General features: G+C 54.3%; 20 protein-coding genes. 7 read left to right on the plus strand and 13 right to left on the minus strand.

Features of this window, described 5'->3' with window-relative positions:
• Window positions 1-71: 71 nt before the first annotated feature.
• On the minus strand, window positions 72-884 hold the full coding sequence (locus A6395_RS01085; protein WP_071397522.1) for a helix-turn-helix domain-containing protein: 813 nt from the start codon (window positions 882-884) through the stop codon (window positions 72-74).
• 165 nt (window positions 885-1,049) lie between these two features.
• Complete coding sequence (locus tag A6395_RS01090) at window positions 1,050-1,310, minus strand: DUF1294 domain-containing protein (RefSeq protein ID WP_071397523.1); 261 nt, start codon at window positions 1,308-1,310, stop codon at window positions 1,050-1,052.
• A 208-nt stretch (window positions 1,311-1,518) separates the two neighbouring features.
• On the opposite strand from A6395_RS01090, the gene A6395_RS01095 reads away from it, so the two are divergent.
• Together A6395_RS01095 and cls are read left to right on the plus strand one after the other, a co-directional pair.
• Entirely contained in the window at window positions 1,519-2,301 is a 783-nt protein-coding gene (locus tag A6395_RS01095) for a LysM peptidoglycan-binding and 3D domain-containing protein (protein ID WP_035386025.1), read from the plus strand.
• A gap of 170 nt (window positions 2,302-2,471) precedes the next feature.
• Entirely contained in the window at window positions 2,472-3,938 is a 1,467-nt protein-coding gene (gene cls / locus A6395_RS01100; protein ID WP_071397524.1) for a cardiolipin synthase, read from the plus strand.
• 49 nt (window positions 3,939-3,987) lie between these two features.
• On the opposite strand, the gene A6395_RS01105 is transcribed toward cls, so the two are convergent.
• The 5 genes from A6395_RS01105 to A6395_RS01125 form a co-directional block, all read right to left on the minus strand.
• Window positions 3,988-4,965 carry a hypothetical protein gene (locus A6395_RS01105; RefSeq protein WP_071397525.1) on the minus strand — a complete coding sequence of 326 codons (978 nt, stop codon included), beginning with the start codon at window positions 4,963-4,965 and terminating at the stop codon, window positions 3,988-3,990.
• Complete coding sequence (locus A6395_RS01110; RefSeq protein WP_071397526.1) at window positions 4,962-5,990, minus strand: DUF58 domain-containing protein; 1,029 nt, start codon at window positions 5,988-5,990, stop codon at window positions 4,962-4,964. The genes A6395_RS01105 and A6395_RS01110 overlap by 4 nt, the downstream gene beginning before the upstream one ends.
• 1 nt (window position 5,991) lies before the next feature.
• On the minus strand, window positions 5,992-6,900 hold the full coding sequence (locus tag A6395_RS01115; RefSeq protein ID WP_070327249.1) for an AAA family ATPase: 909 nt from the start codon (window positions 6,898-6,900) through the stop codon (window positions 5,992-5,994).
• Between the two features lie 95 nt (window positions 6,901-6,995).
• Window positions 6,996-7,691 carry an amino acid ABC transporter permease gene (locus A6395_RS01120; protein ID WP_071397527.1) on the minus strand — a complete coding sequence of 232 codons (696 nt, stop codon included), beginning with the start codon at window positions 7,689-7,691 and terminating at the stop codon, window positions 6,996-6,998.
• Window positions 7,692-7,697: 6 nt separating this feature from the next.
• Window positions 7,698-8,546, minus strand: a complete 849-nt coding sequence (locus A6395_RS01125; protein WP_071397528.1) for a transporter substrate-binding domain-containing protein — start codon at window positions 8,544-8,546, stop codon at window positions 7,698-7,700.
• A gap of 605 nt (window positions 8,547-9,151) precedes the next feature.
• On the opposite strand from A6395_RS01125, the gene A6395_RS01130 reads away from it, so the two are divergent.
• Both A6395_RS01130 and A6395_RS01135 read left to right on the plus strand, forming a co-directional pair.
• Entirely contained in the window at window positions 9,152-9,547 is a 396-nt protein-coding gene (locus tag A6395_RS01130) for a hypothetical protein (protein WP_084812889.1), read from the plus strand.
• Between the two features lie 81 nt (window positions 9,548-9,628).
• The gene (locus A6395_RS01135; RefSeq protein WP_071397530.1) at window positions 9,629-10,171 is read left to right on the plus strand and encodes a GNAT family N-acetyltransferase; all 543 of its coding nucleotides are present in this window, start codon (window positions 9,629-9,631) and stop codon (window positions 10,169-10,171) included.
• A gap of 153 nt (window positions 10,172-10,324) precedes the next feature.
• On the opposite strand, the gene A6395_RS01140 is transcribed toward A6395_RS01135, so the two are convergent.
• From A6395_RS01140 to A6395_RS01150, 3 genes are read right to left on the minus strand one after another with little or no spacing between them, the layout of a single operon-like run.
• Window positions 10,325-10,774: a GNAT family N-acetyltransferase gene (locus A6395_RS01140; protein WP_016508735.1), complete on the minus strand. Its 450-nt coding sequence runs from the start codon at window positions 10,772-10,774 to the stop codon at window positions 10,325-10,327.
• Between the two features lie 18 nt (window positions 10,775-10,792).
• The gene (locus A6395_RS01145; RefSeq protein WP_071397531.1) at window positions 10,793-11,509 is read right to left on the minus strand and encodes an MBL fold metallo-hydrolase; all 717 of its coding nucleotides are present in this window, start codon (window positions 11,507-11,509) and stop codon (window positions 10,793-10,795) included.
• A 15-nt stretch (window positions 11,510-11,524) separates the two neighbouring features.
• Window positions 11,525-12,136: an NUDIX hydrolase gene (locus tag A6395_RS01150; protein WP_071397532.1), complete on the minus strand. Its 612-nt coding sequence runs from the start codon at window positions 12,134-12,136 to the stop codon at window positions 11,525-11,527.
• A gap of 173 nt (window positions 12,137-12,309) precedes the next feature.
• On the opposite strand from A6395_RS01150, the gene A6395_RS01155 reads away from it, so the two are divergent.
• The gene (locus A6395_RS01155; RefSeq protein WP_071397533.1) at window positions 12,310-12,819 is read left to right on the plus strand and encodes a DinB family protein; all 510 of its coding nucleotides are present in this window, start codon (window positions 12,310-12,312) and stop codon (window positions 12,817-12,819) included.
• A gap of 71 nt (window positions 12,820-12,890) precedes the next feature.
• Here the strand turns inward: A6395_RS01155 and parC are convergent, their stop codons facing one another.
• The 3 genes from parC to A6395_RS01170 all read right to left on the minus strand — a co-directional run bounded on the left by parC (window position 12,891) and on the right by A6395_RS01170 (window position 17,803).
• A complete protein-coding gene (gene parC, locus A6395_RS01160; protein WP_071397534.1) occupies window positions 12,891-15,296 on the minus strand; it encodes a DNA topoisomerase IV subunit A in 2,406 nt (801 codons plus the stop codon).
• 2 nt (window positions 15,297-15,298) lie between these two features.
• Window positions 15,299-17,266, minus strand: a complete 1,968-nt coding sequence (gene parE, locus A6395_RS01165; protein ID WP_071397535.1) for a DNA topoisomerase IV subunit B — start codon at window positions 17,264-17,266, stop codon at window positions 15,299-15,301.
• A gap of 132 nt (window positions 17,267-17,398) precedes the next feature.
• Window positions 17,399-17,803, minus strand: a complete 405-nt coding sequence (locus tag A6395_RS01170) for a CoA-binding protein (RefSeq protein WP_016508698.1) — start codon at window positions 17,801-17,803, stop codon at window positions 17,399-17,401.
• Between the two features lie 352 nt (window positions 17,804-18,155).
• Here A6395_RS01170 and A6395_RS01175 point away from each other — a divergent pair, with 352 nt between their 5' ends.
• Both A6395_RS01175 and A6395_RS01180 read left to right on the plus strand, forming a co-directional pair.
• Entirely contained in the window at window positions 18,156-19,208 is a 1,053-nt protein-coding gene (locus A6395_RS01175) for a GGDEF domain-containing protein (RefSeq protein ID WP_071397536.1), read from the plus strand.
• Between the two features lie 14 nt (window positions 19,209-19,222).
• The gene (locus tag A6395_RS01180) at window positions 19,223-20,233 is read left to right on the plus strand and encodes a tyrosine-type recombinase/integrase (protein WP_071397537.1); all 1,011 of its coding nucleotides are present in this window, start codon (window positions 19,223-19,225) and stop codon (window positions 20,231-20,233) included.
• Window positions 20,234-20,254 lie beyond the last annotated feature (21 nt).

A 20,254-nucleotide genomic window follows, 5' to 3' on the forward strand; every position in this document is an offset into this window, starting at 1 on the left:
CATCGAGAACGCAAAAAGAAGGGGTCTAGCCATCGAAACTCGGCGGCCAGACTCCTGTTTTCATTTCCTCTTCACTTGGTCTTCTTGCCCTTGCGGTAGACGAGCGGGGTGACCTTATGTACTTTCTTGAACGTCTGGACGAAGTGACTGACGCTCGTGTAGCCGTAGTGACTCGCTATTGCGGCGACCGACTCCGTCGTCTCTTGTAACTGATGCGCCGCCGCTTCCATGCGGACGTCACACGCATAGGCGAGCGGGCTCGTGGCGGTCCACTTCGTGAAATAACGGCAACATTCCGCCCGGCTCAAGCCACCGGCCTCGGCAATCTGTTCGAGCGTCACGCGCTCCGTCACATGTTCATGGATATAAGCGAGCATCGCCTTCATCCGGTCTTGACCGACCAATCGCGGTTGCTCGTTTGTCTGTTGAATCCAGTAACGCCAGACGACCGCCATCTGGAGCGTGGCATCTAAGAGGGCGAACGATGAGTCGCCATGTAAACTTCGGGATACCTTGTCGATCGTATCTAACACGGCCTTCTCCGCGCGCTCGGTCGGCGTGAGGAGTTTTAGGGGCAACGTCGCCCCCGTCATGAACGGCGTGACGAACCTTTCGGCAAGCAACGGTGCGAACAAGTCGTATGGATCGACACGGACGTCGACGAACCGAGTCGCTTCTTCGGACGAAACGACTTGATACAGTTGCCCCGGCGCTAACAAAAGGCCCGACCCGGTGCGGAGACTATGACGGTCCCCGTTGACCATCAAGTTGACGCGACCTGCCCTCACTATAAAGGCGTGGAAGTGATCGGTCACGTGGATCATAGCTGTCATGACCGCGCCTGTTGACGATTCCACGCTCTGAAGTGAACTTTGTTCCAACATCTTCATCCCACCTCAATATTTGAACATTTGTTTCGGGATTGCACCGGGCTGACAGTCTTGAACCCGATGAATTCATGATTAATCCGACATTTATATACTTATTGTCACGAGACGTCTTATCACGTTCCTTCTATATAATGGAGCAGAAAAGATAGCCGGATCAATTCAGAAGATGAAAAGTGACGTGATCCCGGCGTGAACGAGAATCGCGACCGGGACCCCGATCCGAAACTTCGGCTTCAACGTCTTGTGACGGAAGAGGCGCATCGCGACATAAGCCCCAAACGCTCCCCCGATCCAGACGAGAATGAGCAACGTTTGTTCCGAAATACGCCAAGCCCCGGATTTTGCACGTCGTTTATCGAGGAAAAATGACATAAACGCTAGTAAATTAGTCACAATGTAATACAGCAGTAATAGTTCCAAAGACTAAAACCTCCTTTCTCACCTTATCAGTATAGCTGAAAACGGCTCAACAAAGCCATTTTTATCTAGATTGTAAGAATTCAGACTCCTCTCATCTCCCTGAAAGCTTCTGTAACTGAACTGATATCACTCTCATATCAGCCTGTAACGGCAGTGAAATATAGAGGTGTTACAGTAAGGGAGCGTTAGAAAAGGGAGGAATATTCTTATGAAAAAACCACTATTGACACTAACGGCACTCGCTGGCCTTAGTTTAGGAGTCGCTGCTCCAGCTTCGGCAGCATCAACACACACGGTTCAGTCTGGAGATACTTTGTACCGTATCGCCGTGAACAACGGTGTATCTGTGAACGACATCAAACAAGCAAATAGCTTAAACTCGAATATGATTTATCCTAACCAAGTGTTGAAGCTTGCGAAGTCGGAAGCAAAAGCGACAGCTTCTTCAAACACTTACACAGTTAAATCAGGCGACACGTTGTATCGGATCGCGACAAACAACGGTGTCTCTGTCAATCAATTGATGACATGGAACGGTCTTAAATCAGATCTCATTTTCCCTGGTCAACAATTCGCTGTGAAAGGTGCCAAAGCAGCATCGGTTGCGAACAGTGCACCAGCAGCTAAACCAAAAGCATCAACGTCTGCACCGGTGACAAAACAGTCTACGTCTACAACGCAAACTCAAGCTCCGGCTTCGGGTAAGACGATGACAGTTGAAGCAACGGCGTACACGCCATATTGTGCAGGTTGCTCTGGTATCACGGCAACAGGTATCGACGTTCGTTCGAACCCGAACCAAAAAGTCATTGCGGTTGACCCTTCAGTCATCCCGCTCGGCTCTAAAGTATGGGTTGAAGGCTACGGCGAAGCAATCGCTGGAGACACTGGCGGCGCAATCAAAGGGAACAAAATTGACCTCTTGATGCCGACACAACAGCAAGCGCTCAACTTCGGTCGTAAATCAATCACAATCAAAGTCTTAAACTAATCGATCGACCCCAAAAACACCGCAGGCGCGGTGTTTTTTTGCGTTCTATTCACTCAAACCTGCAAGCTCGTATACCTTTCTCCTTCGAAATCAGGCAAACTAGATATATCAGGTCTTGTCTGGTCAGAAAAACCGGGTATGTACCAAATCGTAAAAGGGGGGAGAACCTGATGCTCACGACAGAAATCATCATCAGCGTGTTCGGCATCCTGCTCGTCATCTTGAACATGACGTTCGCCATCACGATCATCTTCTTTGAACGGCGCGACATCGGCTCGACATGGGCCTGGCTGCTCGTCCTCTTCTTTTTGCCGCTCATCGGCTTCTTCATCTATATCTTCTTCGGTCGTTTGATCAAGTCGAACAACTTCTATCAAGTCGATGAAGAGCGGCGTAGTGAGTATGCGTTGCACGTCCAACAACAGCTCGATGAGTTGGATGGGAACCAGCTGATCTTCAAGCAAGATCCGCTGTTAGCAAAATACCGGCGTCTCGCCCGGTTGAACCTGTCGTCGACGAACGCGCTCGTCACGTATCATAACGACATCCAAGTCATCCATGACGGGAAACAGAAGTTCGCGGCCTTGTTCGACGATATCGAGGCGGCCAAACAAGAAATCAATATCCAATACTACATCATCCAGAACGATTCGCTCGGCCAGGCGTTGATTGCGGCGCTGACCAAACGGGCCCAAGCCGGTGTCCGGGTCCGGTTGCTCTATGACGCCGTCGGCTCGAGAGGGCTGAGACGTAAACATTTCAAAGAGCTGCTTGAAAGCGGAGGCGAGGTCAAGTCGTTCTTCCCGTCGAGCCTCGGCATCAACTTCCGAGTCAACAATCGCAATCACCGCAAGCTGTGTGTCATCGACGGGGACATCGGCTATATCGGCGGCTTCAACGTCGGCGACGAGTACATGGGGACGAACCAGCATTTCGGCTATTGGCGTGACGTCCATCTGCGGATGAACGGGGAGGCGGTCCAAGAGTTGCTTGAACGGTTCTTGCTCGATTGGAACCGTTCCGTACCGACGAAACGAAAAGCGTTGAAAGAAGAGTTCATTTGGCCAGGCAAGACACTCGAGGCGTTCAAGTCACCCGTCCAGATCGTCACCTCCGGTCCGAACTCGACGACGGAGCATTTAAAGAACATGCTCGTCAAGATGATCGGGGAAGCGAAAGAGACGATCTACATTCAGACGCCATACTTCATCCCGGACGCGAGTTTCCTTGACGCCTGCCGGATCGCCCTCATGTCAGGGACGAAGATTCAACTGATGATCCCGAACAAACCGGACCACATGTTTGTCTACTGGGCGACATACGCCAATGCGGCCGAACTCGTCCGGTACGGGGCCGAGGTGTATACGTACGAGGGCGGTTTCTTGCATGCGAAGACGCTCGTCATCGACGGCGAGGTCGCTTCGATCGGGACGACGAACATCGACGCCCGCAGCTTCCACCTCAACTTCGAGATTTCAGCCCTCGTCTATGATGAGGCTGTCGCCCGGTCCGTCATCGACGCATTCGACCGCGACAAATCGTGCGCTGAGCTGTTGACGCTCGAACGTTATGAGACACGGACGAAATGGATCCGTTTCAAAGAGAGCGTGTCGCGTCTGTTGAGTCCAATCCTATAATAAAACCAGTCAAGACGCCCGGGTTCAATCCCGAACATCTTGGCTGGTTTTATTTTTTCAACACGTGTTTGACGTGTCGTTCAAACGCCTCGACGACCGTGGTCGGCGCTTCTTTCTCACCGTACTCGGCCGCCTCGAGCCAACTTGCGAACAAGCTTCCATCGGTAAAGTCGATCCGTTCCAACCACTCGTGCGCGGTCTCCTCGCGATGGCGAGGGTGCACCTGTTCGAGCCGGCGTCCGGCCTCGAGCAAGCGGACATCACGTGGCGTCCGCGTCAAGCGACGTTCCGTCCGTGCCGTCTGATGGGCCTTTTTCGGGACCGACAGCACTTCGTGGATCTCTTTTCGCTTTTGTAAATAGAAGAACAACAGGACACCGCCGATGAGCAGGACGATGAAGAAGATGACTAGCGCGGAAGACTGATTCTTCGCCGATTCGAGCAACGTCTCGTTCGCGATCGTCTCGGCATCGAGGTTCGGGTTGTCCGGTATCATGAATCGGTTGACCCGGTCGGACGGGTCGAGCGTGATCCCATCGAACCAGCCGCCGATCCAAAGCAAGAACGGTCGGATCCAAGTGATGAGGTCGCCGAACAACAGCTCTTTGACCGTCCGGATGACAAAAGCCAGTCCGAGACCGACCGCTAGGCCGACGACGAGCGTCGACAACATCCGTTTATAGTCGCGACGGTAATATAGGCTCCGTTGCCAAAACAAAAACAGGAACGGGAACACGATCATGAGGAGCGGTTGCTCGGCCGGTGGGAACAGCCAATCCGTGATCAAGAACAACACGCTCGCGATCGCGTAACGGTCGGTCCAATCGAGCGTGCGGATGAAGGCGTGCACATACGTGAACAACAGCAACGTGATGCTCATCTCATACGAGAACCAGAGCGCACCGATACTGAGCAAAGTCTGGACGCCGAGCTGCCAGTTCCGCGGCAGACGGAGCGTCAACAGGAAGACGAGCGGATAGACGTGACCGACATAAAATGCCGCGAACAACCACCAGAGCCAGTTCATTTGCCGTCACCTCCGAGCCGAAGAATCGATTGGCTGCCGCCGTATTTGGCGACTTTCCTTTCGAACAATGACCGGGCCATCGGGAAGTCTCGTTCCGACAGACAAGCGAGCGTCGTCATGACCTTGCGGAAATGGGTCTCGCCGCTCCCAGGTGCGAGGTCGTACGTGATCCCGTCTTTCGTCAGCGTCGGGACGATCAGCCCATAGCTCGCGTTCTCTTTCTCGAAGTCACGGCACAGCGCCGCCGCTTGCGAGATCACCCGTTCCATCTGATGGGTGAGGGAGCGCCCGTCTTTCGTCAACAGGTCCAAGACGACGACGTACTCGTTCGCCTGGACGGGCTGTTCGGTCCGGGCCAGCAGTTCGCCCGTCTTCGCGTAAGCCGACCAGTACAGTTGACGCATCGGTTGACCGTGATACGGGGCGACCGACTGGAACGTCTCCGGGTCCCGGTAGGCGCTATGACGCACCATCTCCTCGCCCGGTAGCGTCGGCGGGCGTTTCGGGATCGGATAAGGCAGAAACTCTGGGAAGACGTACCCGATCCTTGCGAGCGGTTCCTCTTTATAGAGCGAGAACATGCGGAGCGGGTCACGGATCTCCATGCCGATCGCCTCGACACGGATCGGACCTCGCTTGATGGCTTTGAGCGGTAGGTCGTAAGAGACGACCGCCTCGCCGCCGACATAATTCTCCTGGCGCCAGAAGGCGTGGTTTTCCACTTCGACGGTCGGGTGGAGATAACCCGACAAGCGGACGACACCGAGCGGGACTTTCGCAGTCGAGATGAGGCGGATGACGTACGACTCTTCGTCACCCGGGAACAGTTTCAGTTCGTCTGTCACTTCGACACGGACGTGTTCGGCCAGGCGGAACAACAGCTCGGGCATGATGAGCGCGTAGATGCTGACGCCGAGCAAGGCGCTCGCGAGGAACACGTTCCCGTAAAGCGCCGTGAAGACCCCGACGACGAACAAGAGCCACATGTAGCCGGATTCTAGATAGCGCGGGCTGACGAGTTGCATGTCACACCTCGGATGGGACCGCGATGGTCTCTAACACAGATTTGATCAGTTTCGACGGTTTCGTCTTGAGCGATGCCTCGACCGTCAAGACGATGCGGTGCCCGAGAATCGGCAAGGCGAGCGCCCGGATGTCTTCCGGTGCGACGTAGTCCCGTCCGTCCATGTAGGCGTGGGCCCGGGCCGCCATCGTGTAGGCGAGCGTCGCCCGCGGGCTCGGCCCGACCTCGATGTCCCGGTGGTGCCGGAGCGCCTCGACGAAGTCGAGCAGATAGTCTTCCATCGCCTCGTGCAGCGTCACGTCACGGACGGCTTGCTGCATCACGGCGAGCTCTTCATGTTTCAACGTGAACGGCGCTGCGCTCAAATGCTCGTTCCGGAGCAGTCGGCGCTCTGACTCCCGTGACAGCGGGGCGAGCGAGAGCTTGAACAGGAACCGGTCGAGCTGTGCCTGCGGAAGCGGGAACGTCCCTTGTCCATCGAACGGGTTCTGCGTCGCGATGACGAAGAACGGGTCCGGCAAACGGAGCGACACCTCACCGAGCGTCACTTGACGCTCTTGCATCGCCTCTAAGAGCGCCGACTGTGTCCGCGGTGTCGTCCGGTTGATCTCATCGACGAGTAAGATCGATGTGAAGATCGGTCCGGTCCGACGTTCGAACGCACCTGTCGTCGGATTGAACAGTTCCATCCCTAAAATGTCACTCGGCAACGTGTCCGGCGTACATTGCACGCGCTGGAAAGCGGCCGATACGGAGGAGGCAAGGCTCCGGGCGAGCGTCGTCTTGCCCGTCCCCGGCCGGTCCTCGAGTAAGACATGTCCCCCTGAAAGCAAGGCGATCGTCGACAGCTTGATCGCTTTCGATTGCCCGATCACTAAACCGTTTAAATGTGTCGTCCATTGTTGCACCATAATAAAATTCCCCCGTCTTTTTTCTGATAATTAAGAAAATCATAGCACACTCGACGCTTACACAAAAAGGAAAACAAAAAACGATGACCGCAAAGTCATCGTTTCGGTGTATCCAAATAGCGTTCGAAATGCCGCTCGAGCCAATCTTGGAAGAACGACATGAACGTACAGATGCCCCAGTAGATGAGAGCGACGACCAAGTAGACGGTCATATAGTCGAACTCACGACCGCCGACGATCTTCGCCTTGTTGAAGATCTCAGGGACGGTGATCATCGCGGCGAGCGAGCTCGCCTTGATCAGATCAAGGAACACGTTCGAAAGCGGGGGCAGGGCGATCCTCGTCGCTTGAGGCAACGTGACCCCTTTCAACGTCAGCCACTTATTCATGCCGAGCGAGCGGGCCGCTTCAAGCTGACCTCTGTCGACGGCACGGATCGAGGCGCGGATGATCTCCGCGATGTAGGCCGCCGAATTCAAGCTGAAGCCGATGATCGCTGCCGTCAGCGCCGCGAACTCGATGCCGATGAACGGGAATCCTGAGTAGAGAATGAACAAGATAATCAAGATTGGGACGCCGCGCATGAACGAGACGTAAAACGTCGACGGATAACGCACTAGCTTTGACGGAGACAGCTTCCCGAGCGCGAGCACGAGCCCTAACACTAAACCGAAGAACATGCTGAGGAAGGAAATCCAGAGCGTGTTCGGTAGCCCACCTAGCAAGTATGGGAACGAGCGGATGGCGAGGTCGGCGTCAAAGATCGCTTCCCACTTCACACCTTCGAACATATCGCCTTAGTCCAATTCGACGATTGTCGCGTCGACGTCCGGTTCGACGGATACGTCAGCACCGTTATAGAACTGTTCGGACAGCTGCTTCACCGTGCCATCCTCAAGCATCTCTTCAAGAACGCGGTCGATGTTCTCTTGCAAGTCGACGTTGTCTTGATTCATCAAGAGTGCGACGTCTTGCGGGTTATAGGCGATATCCGGGTGGATCGCGATATCGAATTCCGGGAAGAAGGCGAGGGCGAGCGTCTGGAGGTAGTAGTCGTTCAAGATGACGTCGGTCCGACCTGTCGACACGTCGCGAAGATACTGATCGTTCGTCGCGTTGTCGTAGATGACTTCTTCAGCCCCATACTGGCGCGCCACGTCCATGAAGACGGTCGTCGCTTCACCAGCTGCCTTTTTACCTTTCAAGTCTTCGAGCGACTTGATGCCTGAAAGATCGCTCTTCCGGACGATCGCCGTCCCGTACGTGTGCTTATACGGTACGGAGAAAGCAAACTTCTCTTTGCGGTCGTCCGTCACCGAGATATCGTTCGCCACGACATCGACTTGTCCGTTCTGGACGCTCGTCAACATGTTGTCGAACGCCATTTCTTTGAACTGGACCTCGAGGTCGAGACGTTTTCCGATCTCTTTCATGACCTCGACGTCAAACCCCGTCAAATCGTCACTTTCTTCTTCACGGAACGAGGCGGGATAGAGTGTCCCAGCCGTACCGACCGTGAGCGTACCTTCTTCTTTGATCTCATCCCAACGTGTCGTATCGGCCTGATCGGTGCTAGAATCACCACACGCCGCGAGCGGGACAGCGAGCAAGATAACTGCTGCTAAACCTTTTGTCATACGTTTCATTCATGTTCCTCCTTAAAGTATCATCTGTCTAAAAATAGCATGATGAACGCCTACAGGCAACTACTAAGAACACGTAAACAGCAGATACGTTATATTTGAAACATAAGTCCATGAAGCGCTAACATGTTGATGAATGAAGGATTCAATTGAATGATACAGTTAATCAATTGCAGCGAAACAGATATGAACCAGTATAAAAAGGATTCGAGCGAGCGGGGGAAGAACTACGTGCACAATGAGTGAAATTGAATCACCAAACCGTTAATGTTGGCTATGACTTATTTAAAGGAAACTAAGAAAAAGGATTTCCTCATGGATATAGCAAATAATGTAAAATATGCTTTATGAACGGTATGCAGCTACCTTTGAAACCAGTTACAATAATCTAGCTACCGGAGATGGACCAACCATGACATTTACGACAATAATCGTCGTTTTAGTAATCGGACTAACCACACTTTTGATTGGACTGTTCATGAAGAAAAGATGGGTTACTATCTTATCCCTCATTCCGCTCGGGTTGTCGTTTTGGAACTTCATGGTCCTATTCACTATGGGTATGTAATTTATTCGGGAGACGATAATAAAAGAAGAAGGGGATGCAAATGGAAAAATGGGAAAGGTGGACCGTCAATCAAGAGATACCGGCTAAACTATATCTGCAGGCTCTAATTGACGATAAAGACGGATTGACGCTCGTGTTTACTGATGCGGATGAAAACAACTATACATTCTTGTTTGATGGACTTGTGCTTTCGTATCGAAATACAGACGAAGGAACGCTTTTCAAAACGCTAGAACAGTTATACAAAAATTATGGCCCTGATTTTTTTAGAAACTGGACACTCTTTAATGTGACCGATTCAAACTATGTAAAATGGCTAGCTGAAGAGTCGACAAACATTTACGAAGAGATTTATGATATTCACCATTATGTATTCCTGACATCAAATGATGTAATCGAAGTGTTGTCGACAGATCCACCGAGTCTGATCTCCTGACCGTCACTGTATGGTTAGTTTGATGAGACTATATAGTTCTAGGATGGAGCGGTCATTACATATGGAAAGGAGAAAGATGCAATGGAGGGAGCCCCAAATATCTCGATTAAAGCGTTGGATGAGTACTCCCTCAACGTCGTAAACGAAGCAAACGAACCGTTTTCAGTCATCGGAAAGATTGTGCCGAACTTTTGTAACGAGGTTTGGACGTATGAAGAGCAGTTATACGAGAAAGCACATGAGACCAGCTTTCCGGACGACTCGTTGGACTGGTATGAATATATCGGTAGTGAGACGAAGGCTGTGTTTTTGGTTTTCGACGAAGAAAACTGTATTGGACAGATCCGTGTAGTGAAAGATTGGAACCGTTTTGCGTATATTGAAAACATCGCTGTGCAGAAAGCGTATCGAAACAGCGGGATTGGCCACTTGTTGATGGAAGTTGCGGAAACGTGGGCAAAAGAGCGCTCGTTGCTCGGTTTATCTCTAGAAGCGCAGAACGACAATGTGATTGCTTGTCGTTTTTATGCGAAGGAAGGGTTTGCGCTCGGCGGTGTGGATACAATCATGCAAACTGGAAACCCGAACATCGACATGACATTGTATTGGTACAAGATATTCTGATTTTACTTGAGAGGAGAGACGTCAAATCTGACATCGATTTTCTCTTTTTCTTTTAGTTTACATAACATATATTATCAGTAAAAATAAAACTCCGTCTCAATTCTTTAGTATACTTAAAGTAGTGAGACGGAATCTAGAATTATGAGATCGGGATCAAATTCGCGTAAACCGGATCAATGTGACACCTGGTTCCGGTTCAAACTCGGCGCTCGGCTCGAAGCCAAGTTTTGAATACAATCGTTTGGCCGGACCGTTATGTTTGCCGGTATGCACGTAGACGAGTTTGTCCTCGTGTAGACTGAGCACGTGTTCTAACAACGTCGTCGCGAGCCGCGCCCTGAAGTATGTCGGATCGATGCACAGCTTCGTGATCTCGACCGTGTTCTCGGCCGCCTCGATCGTCACAAACCCGATCATCCGCTCCTCGTTGTATAAGCCGTAGCTCAGACCCGGCAAGTTTTGAATGACCTCGACCGTCTCATATCGGGCCGGGATCTCGTCAAATCCGATCAGTTCGGCCTCGACCGCATAGGCGTTCCGTTGAATCTCGAGCATTTGCTCGGCTTGCCGGTAATCCGTCGTCCGAATCTCCCGTAACTCCATCTGTCATACCCCCAAAGATTATCGTGAAAAGCGACGGGCTTGCTTACGCTTAGCCCGTTTCAGTGCCAAATAGAGCCGATGTGTGCCTTCAAGCGCTTTGCCGTGGCCGACGAACGTATGACGCGGCGCCAAGTCAAGCAACCGCTCGGCATGGTCGACCGCGGCCCGCTTGTCCCATGTCGCCAGACCCGGGAGCGGGAACAACGGACGCGTGTCCCCTGCCACTGCGACTCCCCCATGTGATTGGAACGCGTCACCGGCGAACAACAGGCGATGCTGTTCATCGAAATAAGCGATCGAGCCCGGGGTGTGGCCGGCGGCGGCATAGACGCGAAGACCGAACAGCCGCTCACCCGGGTCGAGCAGCTTGTCCGGTAGCGACCGGATCGTCGGCAACGAGCCCTTTATGTTGAGCGGCCGCTCACCTGAGTCCGTCGTCCGGTCCCCTGCTAACAAGCGGGCGTCACGCCGTGAGACGTAAAGCTCGGCGTGCGGATGCGCCTTCAGGATCGTATCGACCCCACCGACGTGGTCCCCGTGGGCGTGGGTGAGCAGAATCGCGAGGAGGGGGCGGTCTTGTGCCTCGATATACGTTAAAATGTCAGCGGCGTTCTGCTTCAACCCGGCATCGATCAAGACGAAGCCGAGCTCTTTCTCGATCAATTGGACGTTGATCGGCAAGACGGGTGAATAGAACGTCAGCTGGTGGACATCTTCAATCCGTGTGACTTTCATAAGACCTCCCCTTTCCTAGTCGAACAGTGTGACCCAATCGTCCTGCCACCGGGCGTCAAAGCACATATGGAGCTGTTCGAGCGTGTTGCGGGCGAGCGACAACGGCGGCAAGGCGTCACGCGAGAAGAAGCCGATTTCGCTCGTCTCATGGCTGACTTGAGCTTCCCCGCCGATCAGCTCACACTCGATGAACAGTTTATAATAATGTTGTGACAACGGCGGGTGCGGGTGACGGTGCATATCGAACAAGGCGACGAGGCGCATCGGGGCGACATCAAAGCCTGCCTCTTCCCCGATTTCCTTGATGATATTGTCTGACGGTGACAGCCCGACCTCACAGAAGCCGCCTGGCAGCGTCCACAGCCCGTCCGACCGCTCACGCACGAGCAGCAACTCGTCGTCTCGGAAGACGACACCGCGTACGTCGAGCTTCGGTGTCGGATAGCCGTTGACGTGTGTCAGTTCAGTGATCTCATGCAAGGCGAGGTTCGACTGTCGTTCGAACATATCGGTCGCAATCTCCTGGAGCTCGAGATAACGCTCGCGGTCGAACTCGTCCTTCGTGAACGTCAAGCCCGCTTGCGATAATGCTTGTAGCCGTTTGGCCCATGTGAGCCAGTCTGACATAGAAATCCCTCCATCGTTTGTCCTGCTTATCCCATTCGCCATCGGGCTTGATTGTTCCTTTTCATAATACCCGCTCCCACAAGAAAGTATTTGTCGCGCCAGTCTGGAGTTTACGACACCCGGCTCATGGTATACTCGACGGAAACATCCGTAGCAGTAGAAGGAGGAGGCATATGACCGCTATCGAATTGTTGTCCCGGTTCAAGCAAGACCTCGACCAATACTCATCTAATCAACTCCGCTATAAGGAGAAGACGGATGTTTGGTCGATCGGGCAGATGTATGACCATATCATCGTCGTCGCCCATGAGTATCTAGACGAGATGGAAGCATGTCTGACGAATGCTGAGCACCAACCGCTCGGGAAGACCGAGTTTGGGGAGCTGTTGTTTAGCGACGGTGGATTCCCCCCTATTAAAATCAAACTACCGGACGAAATGAACGGCCCGCCCGACAATACCGATAGCCGTGAAGCTTTGAAACGCCGTCTTGACGACCTCATCACACGGTTGGAGAAGTGTGAGCCGATGATTCACGCGGCCGACCCGAACTGTAAAGCGCTACATGGCGGCTTCGGCTGGTTGAACGCGCAAGAGTGGTACACGCTCATCGAGATGCACACGCGCCATCATCTACGGCAACAGACGGACTTGGAACAGTATCTTAGAGCGTTCCATGACTGACAAAGACGAATAGAGACAAAAAAAGCCTGCACACGCGACAGTACATGTCATGTGTGCAGGCTTTTGCTGAATCAATCGAGATAGACGTCCTCGATGTCACCGAACGTCTCCTCGTCGAAGACGAATGAGCCGTTGGCGTAGCGGTCGAGCAGTGTCAGTTGTTTCGCGTTGACCGTCTTCGCGGTCTCTTTGCCGACGATGTGGATCGTCTCATCCCCATGCACCGGCAGGACGCGGCGGATCTGGTGCGGTTTTGATTTGACCTCACGGATGAGCATCGTGCCACGCAAGTTGCGGTTCGTGCAGTCGAACTGGTCCTCGAGCTTCATCTTCTTGACCGCTCCGCGTTGCGTCACGAGGACGAACAGCGGCGGTGTGAAGAAGGCGAACGCGTCGGCGACGACGTCACCGTCTTTCAAATTCATCGCTTTGACACCGGCGGCACGCTGTCCGACGACCGGGACGTCGTCTTCTTTGAACCAAAGCCCGTATCCACGCTCAGAGACGAGGAAGAGTTGGCCTGGACCGTCACTGATGCCGGCGAAGACGACCTCGTCGTCCCCTTTCAGTTTCAGCGCCATGAGCGCCTTCGACTTGCGCTGGGCGTCATAGTCACGGAGCGGTGTCCGTTTGACCATGCCGTCTTTCGTGACGAACAGGCAGTGCGCGTCCGTCTCGAACGTCGAGACGACGTCGGCCGAGACGACTTGCTCGCCTTCGATCGGCACAAGGTTGGCCACGTGTTGGCCCGCGTCTTTCCATTTCGTCTCCGGGATCTGGTGGACCGGGATGAGCAGGTAGCTGCCTTTGTTCGTCCAGACGAGCAAGTGGTCGGTCGTCATCGCCTGTGTGAGGAGGACGGGCCGGTCTTTTTGTTTCATCTCCGGCATATCCTCGCTCGAGGCGCCGTATGAGCGCATCGACGACCGCTTGACGTAGCCGTCGCGGCTGACGAACACCATCGTCTCTTCGACGGCGATCATGACCTCGGTCTTCAGTTTCAATTCTTCGACTTCGGCCTCGATGACCGAACGCCGCTCATCACCGAACTCGTCACGGAGCGCCGTCAACTCTTTTGAGATGAGTTTCCGCTTCGTCGCGTCGACGTTCAAGATGTTGGCGAGGCGCGCGATCTCTTTTTGCAACACTTTCGCTTCTCTTTGGAGCTCGACGATGTCCGTGTTCGTCAAACGATACAATTGAAGCATGACGACCGCTTCGGCTTGACGGTCCGTGAACGAGAAGCGATCCATGAGCTTCTGCTTCGCCTCGGACTTGTCCTTGGCCGAACGGATCAGTTCAAGCGTCTCGTCAAGCACTGAGATGGCTTGCTCGAGCGCGTCGACGATCTCGGCGCGTTTCTTCGCCTGTTCGAGCTCGAACGTCGTCCGGCGGGTGACGACTTCCTCGACGTGTTTCAAATAGGCATCGATGATCGGTAACAGACCGAGCTGTTTCGGTGTCCGCTGCACGATCGCGACCATGTTGTAGTTATAGGCGAGCTGCAGGTCGGTATGCTTCAAGAAGAAGTGGAGCACACCTTCCGCGTCCGCTTCTTTCTTCAATTCGATGACGACGCGGACCCCGGTCCGGTCGGTCTCGTCACGGACTTCGGCGACGCCTTCGACTTTCTTGTCGAGGCGGAGCTCTTCCATCTTCTTGACGAGGTTGGCCTTGTTCACCTCATACGGGAGCTCGGTGATCGTGATCTGTTCACGGCCGCCCTTGAGCGGCTCGATGACCGATTTGGCGCGGATGATGATCTTGCCTTTACCGGTCTCGAACGCCTTCAGGATGCCGTCTTTGCCCATGACCGTGCCACCGGACGGGAAGTCGGGACCTTGCATATAACGGAAGGCGTCATTCGGTGTCTCGACTTCGCCGGCGAGTCGGGCGATGGCGAGATTGAGCACCTCGGTCAAGTTGTGCGGTGGGATCTCGGTCGCATACCCCGCCGAGATCCCGGTCGTCCCGTTCATAAGCAGGTTCGGTAGGAGTGACGGCAAGACGAGCGGTTCCTCGGTCGAATCGTCAAAGTTCGGCGTGTAGTCGACCGTGTTCTTGGCGATCGACGTCAGCATGACACCGGCGATCTTCGACAGCCGTGCCTCGGTATACCGCATCGCGGCAGCCGAGTCGCCGTCCATCGAGCCGTTGTTCCCGTGCATGTCGATGAGCGGGTAGCGGAGCTTCCAGTCTTGCGACAGACGCACCATCGCCTCATAGACAGAAGAGTCACCGTGCGGGTGGTAGTTCCCGATGACGTTCCCGACCGTCTTGGCCGATTTCCGGTACGCCTTGTCGTTCGTGTTGCCTTCATGGTGCATCGCATACAAAATCCGGCGCTGAACGGGCTTGAGCCCGTCGCGCGCGTCCGGGAGCGCCCGGTCTTGAATGATATATTTCGAGTAACGCCCGAAACGGTCTCCGACGACCTGTTCGAGCGACAAGTTTAAAATATGTTGAATCGTCGACATCGTTACATCACTTCCTCAATCGCTTTAGTCACATGTTCATTGGCGATGATCGAATCATCTTCTTGGAGCCCGAAGGCGACGTTCTCCTCGATCCATTCGCGGCGGTGGGCAACGTTGTCCCCCATGAGCACCGAGACGCGCTTGTCAGCGACGGCAGCGTCATCGATCGTCACACGGATAAGTGTCCGTGTGTCCGGGTTCATCGTCGTCTCCCACAGTTGATCGGCGTTCATCTCACCGAGACCTTTGTAGCGCTGGATGATATAGCCTTTTTTGTACACTTTGACGAGTTTCTCGAGCGCTTCCTCGTCCCAGGCGTATTCGAACTGCTCCGACTTGCCTTTCCCTTTCGAGATGCGATAGAGCGGCGGCAAGGCGACGAACACTTTGCCTGCTTCGACGAGCGGTCGCATGTAACGGAAGAAGAACGTCAACAAGAGCACTTGGATGTGGGCCCCGTCCGTATCGGCATCGGTCATGATGATGACTTTGTCGAAGTTGCAGTCACTGAGATCGAAATCGTGTCCGACCCCGGCGCCAATCGCGTGGATGATCGTGTTGATCTCCTCATTTTTCATGATGTCATTGAGTTTCGACTTCTCCGAGTTGATGACCTTCCCGCGGAGCGGCAAGATCGCCTGGATCGTCCGGTCACGGCCTTGTTTGGCCGAACCGCCGGCCGAGTCCCCCTCGACGAGGAATAGCTCGTTCTTGGCGGCGTTTTTTGATGTCGCCGGCGTCAGTTTCCCGTTCAGAATGCTCGAACGTTTCTTTTTCTTGCCGTTACGCGCCTCTTCACGCGCTTTTCGGGCCGCTTCACGGGCCTGGGCCGCGCGGATTGCTTTCTTGATTAGCATTGTCGCCATCTGCGGGTTCTCCTCGAGGAAGATCGTCAGCTGCTTGGCCATGACGGCGTCTGCGCTGGCACGGGCTTCAGGCGAGCCGAGTTTCGACTTCGTCTGTCCCTCGAACTGGAGGAACTCCTCCGGGATCCGGACCGAGACGATGAGCGTCAAGCCTTCGCGGACGTCGCCGCCGTCGAGGTTCTTGTCTTTTTCTTTCAACAAGCCGTTTTTGCGGGCGTACTCGTTCATGATCCGGGTCATCGCCGTCTTGGCGCCGACTTCATGCGTCCCGCCGTCCCGGGTGCGGACGTTGTTGACGAACGACAACACGTTCTCCGAGTAGGCGTCCGTGAACTGGAAGGCGAGTTCGAGCTCGATGTCGTTCTCGGTCCCTTCGAAGTAGACGGTCGGGTGGAGCGTCGCCTTGTCGTCATTCAAATAGTGGACGAACTCGGCGATCCCGTTCTCGTAATGGAACGTCTCTTGCTTGTCCGAGCGTTCGTCGGTCAACGTGATCGTCAACCCTTTCAATAGGAAAGCCGACTCCCGGAGCCGTTCGGCGAGCGTGTCGTAGTTATACGTCGTCGTCGAGAAGATGGTCGTGTCCGGCTTGAAGTAGACGCTCGTCCCGGTCTGGCGGGCTTTCCCCGTCTCGAGGAGCGTCGTCTGTGGCACACCGCCGTCAGCGAACGTCTGCTCGAACACTTTGCCATCGCGATAGATCGTGACGAGTAGTTTGCTCGAGAGCGCGTTGACGACCGAGGCACCGACCCCGTGCAGTCCGCCTGACGTCTTGTAGCCGCCTTGGCCGAACTTTCCGCCGGCATGGAGGACCGTGAAGATGACCTCCGGCGTCGGTTTTCCCGAGGCGTGCATCCCGGTCGGCATACCACGCCCGTGGTCACGGACCGTGATGGCATCGTCTTTATGGATTGTCACATCGATCTGGTCGCCGAACCCACCGAGCGCCTCGTCGATCGCGTTGTCGACGATCTCGTAGACGAGATGGTGCAGCCCGCGATGGTCGGTCGAGCCGATATACATCCCTGGTCGTTTCCGAACGGCAGCGAGCCCTTCGAGCACTTGGATGGCATCTTCATTATAATTAAATAGTTTTGTTGACATGTCAGTCACCTCATCTTCGAACACATGTTCGTTTTTCATACCTAATTGTATAGCTGTTTCGGGATTCTGGCAAGCCTTCCTCTCCGCGCCGTTGACGCGTGAAAAAAAGTAGACCTGCCGCAGGGGCAGGTCTCAGCCGAGGAGTCGAGCGTGCTCGACGTAAATACACCGGTTCTCGATGTAGTCAAGTCCGGCAGCGTGAACGATTCGTTCGGCGTCCTTGCTCGACAGACCGAGCTGGTTAAAGACGAGTCCGACATCCCCATGACGGACCGCGTCCTCGGCGACGCCGGCCAAATATTCGTTCCGGCGAAACACGTCGACGATATCGATTCGTCCCGGGATGCTCTCGACCGTCGGATACACCTTGCGGCCGTTCCACGTCTCGAGCGTCGGATTGACAGGGATGACCGTATACCCTTGCAGGAGCAAATACTCCGCAATCTGGTTGGCGGTCTTGTTCGGGTTCGATGACACACCGACGACAGCGATCGTCTTCGCTTCAGCGAGATGTTGTTTCAAACGTTGGTCGTCCATCCTGAAATCCCCCTTTTGTTTACGTTCTCAGTGTAACGTTACCTCGTTCCCCGTTTCAAGCTTTATTTTCGCTTAACGGATGAACGGCTGTCGAAACAAAAGTTTATATCCCTCATAGCGGTTTACATAATAATGTATTGTCACCCTGTTGACTCGCTTTTAAATCGAACGATGCCACCGTGTCTGTTTTAACGAATCAAATGACGCTTCTATAAACATTGCGTGAAATATCTATTTCACGCAATTATAACGTCCTGAAATCAACGTTTACAGAGAGTGGATTGACTCGATTCTCGAACAGGCGTAGGCAAATCCTTACAGTTTCGGTATACTGGAACGAGGAGGTGTTCACGTGGGGACTGCCTATGAGGAACGTCGCGGTACACTGTATAATTACCGCATCACTTTTTACGGGAACGCGCTCGCCTGGCTCATCCATGTCGTGTTCTTGGTCACGTTTTGGCGTCTCGACGTCACGGTGCTCGCCTGGTCGAACGTGTTCAGCGTTCTTTATTACACGCTCTCATTTTATTTCGTACATAAACGGTACTACCGGACGTTCTTTATCGGACTGTTCGTCGAAGTCGTCTATAACGCCATCATCTCGACGATTGTCCTCGGGTGGGGCGCGAACGTTCATTACTTCATCATCATGGTGGCGTACGGTGTGTTCTTCATGCCGAACGTCAGTCGCTTGGTCCGCGTCATGTCGACCGGGCTCGCGATGGCGATCTACGGGTTCCTTTACTTGAACGTCACGGTCGGGACACAGCCGCTCGCCCCCGTGTTCGAGCAAGTGATCGGGCTGACTTGTCTGCTGTCGACGATCGCACTCATCGCCGGGCTGACGTTCGTGTTCGAGAGTTCGGTCGTCGAGGTGACGACCGAGTTAGAACGGTCGAACGAACGATTGAACGTCCTCGCTTCACGGGACGGATTGACCGGGCTGTATAACCGAATGACCGGCTATCAACGAATCGAACAAGCCATCAAAGAGGCAGTGGAAGACGGTAGACCTTACGCCGTCGCACTCGCCGATATCGACCACTTCAAAGCGTTCAACGAGCGCCACGGCCATGATTGTGGCGATCTCGTCCTCAAACAAGTCGCCGCCGCCCTCGAGCGGACCGACGGGATCTGTGTCCGTTGGGGTGGAGAAGAGTTTTTGCTGTTCATGAGCAATCAGACAGCAGATGAGGTCGCAGAGACGCTCGACTGCCTCCGGGAACGGATCAAGACGACCGAGACGATCTATGACGGGCGTCGCCTCAGCGTCACGATGACGTTCGGCGTCTCGTGCCGCGACGGGTTAGAGGCCGTCGACACACTCGTCAAAGAAGCAGACGACCGCCTCAGGGCCGGAAAACAGGCCGGCAAGGACCGGATCGTCACATCGATCAGTTAAAAAGGAGAGATTTTTTGAGTATATTCCGCCAGCTCGGGCAAGCGCCGGCACGTGTCACGACGCAGCGTTTCAAGCTGAACGGATACGAGCGCATGCCCGGCTTCATCCAACGTTTCTTGAACCATTTGGCCGCGAAACACTATTCAGAACAGACCGCGCAGCGGTACTTATACGATTTCTTCGACTTCTTCCGGTGGGTCGAGGCCGCGAGCGCATCCGAGGTCGACCCAACCACGGTCGACCTCGCCTCGTTCGTCGAACTCGATTATGCGGGCGCGGATGCCTACGCGTCCTATCTCGCGCTCGAGCTCGATAACGCCCCGAGCGTCATCAACCGAAAGTTGTCGACGATGCAGTCGTTGTTCAACTTCTTGATCGAGTCCGGGATCGCGTCACACAACCCGTTCCAAGCGGTCGAGCGTCCAAAGCGCGCCAAACGGAACCCGGTCTATTTGACGGAACACGAGTGGCTCGACTTCTCGACGCTCGTCCGCAGCAACGTCGGCATGTCCGACCGCGAGGCGAGCTGGTACGAACGGAACCGCGACCGTGATTTTCTGATCATCCAGCTGCTCGGACTGACCGGGATGCGCGTCTCCGAACTCGTCGGTCTCGACTGGAGCGACATCGACCTCGCGACCGGGACGATCCGTGTCATCGGGAAAGGGAACAAAGAGCGGGTCATCCCGCTCGCCTCCCCGCTCGAGCCGTTGCTGCTTGACCATCGCCAAGACGGGACCGGGCCGCTGTTCCGTTCCGATAAAGGAAGACGCATCTCGGTCAGGACGGTGCAACATCTGCTCAAAGGACACATCGACCGGTTGAAACCGTATCTCCCGTTCTTGACCCACAAGCAGGTCACGCCACACAAACTTCGCCACACGTTCGCTTCCCGGTTGGCGATGAGCGGGGTCGACGTCTTAACGATCCAACAACTTCTCGGTCACGAGTCGGTGGCGACGACGCAAGTCTATGCCCATATCGGTGACGAGAAGAAAAAACAAGCGTTATCCGGTTTACGATAATATGTTATGTAAACCATACTG

Origin of the sequence: Exiguobacterium sp. SH31, assembly GCF_001816105.1 — a bacterium.
Lineage (GTDB): Bacteria > Bacillota > Bacilli > Exiguobacteriales > Exiguobacteriaceae > Exiguobacterium > Exiguobacterium aurantiacum_A.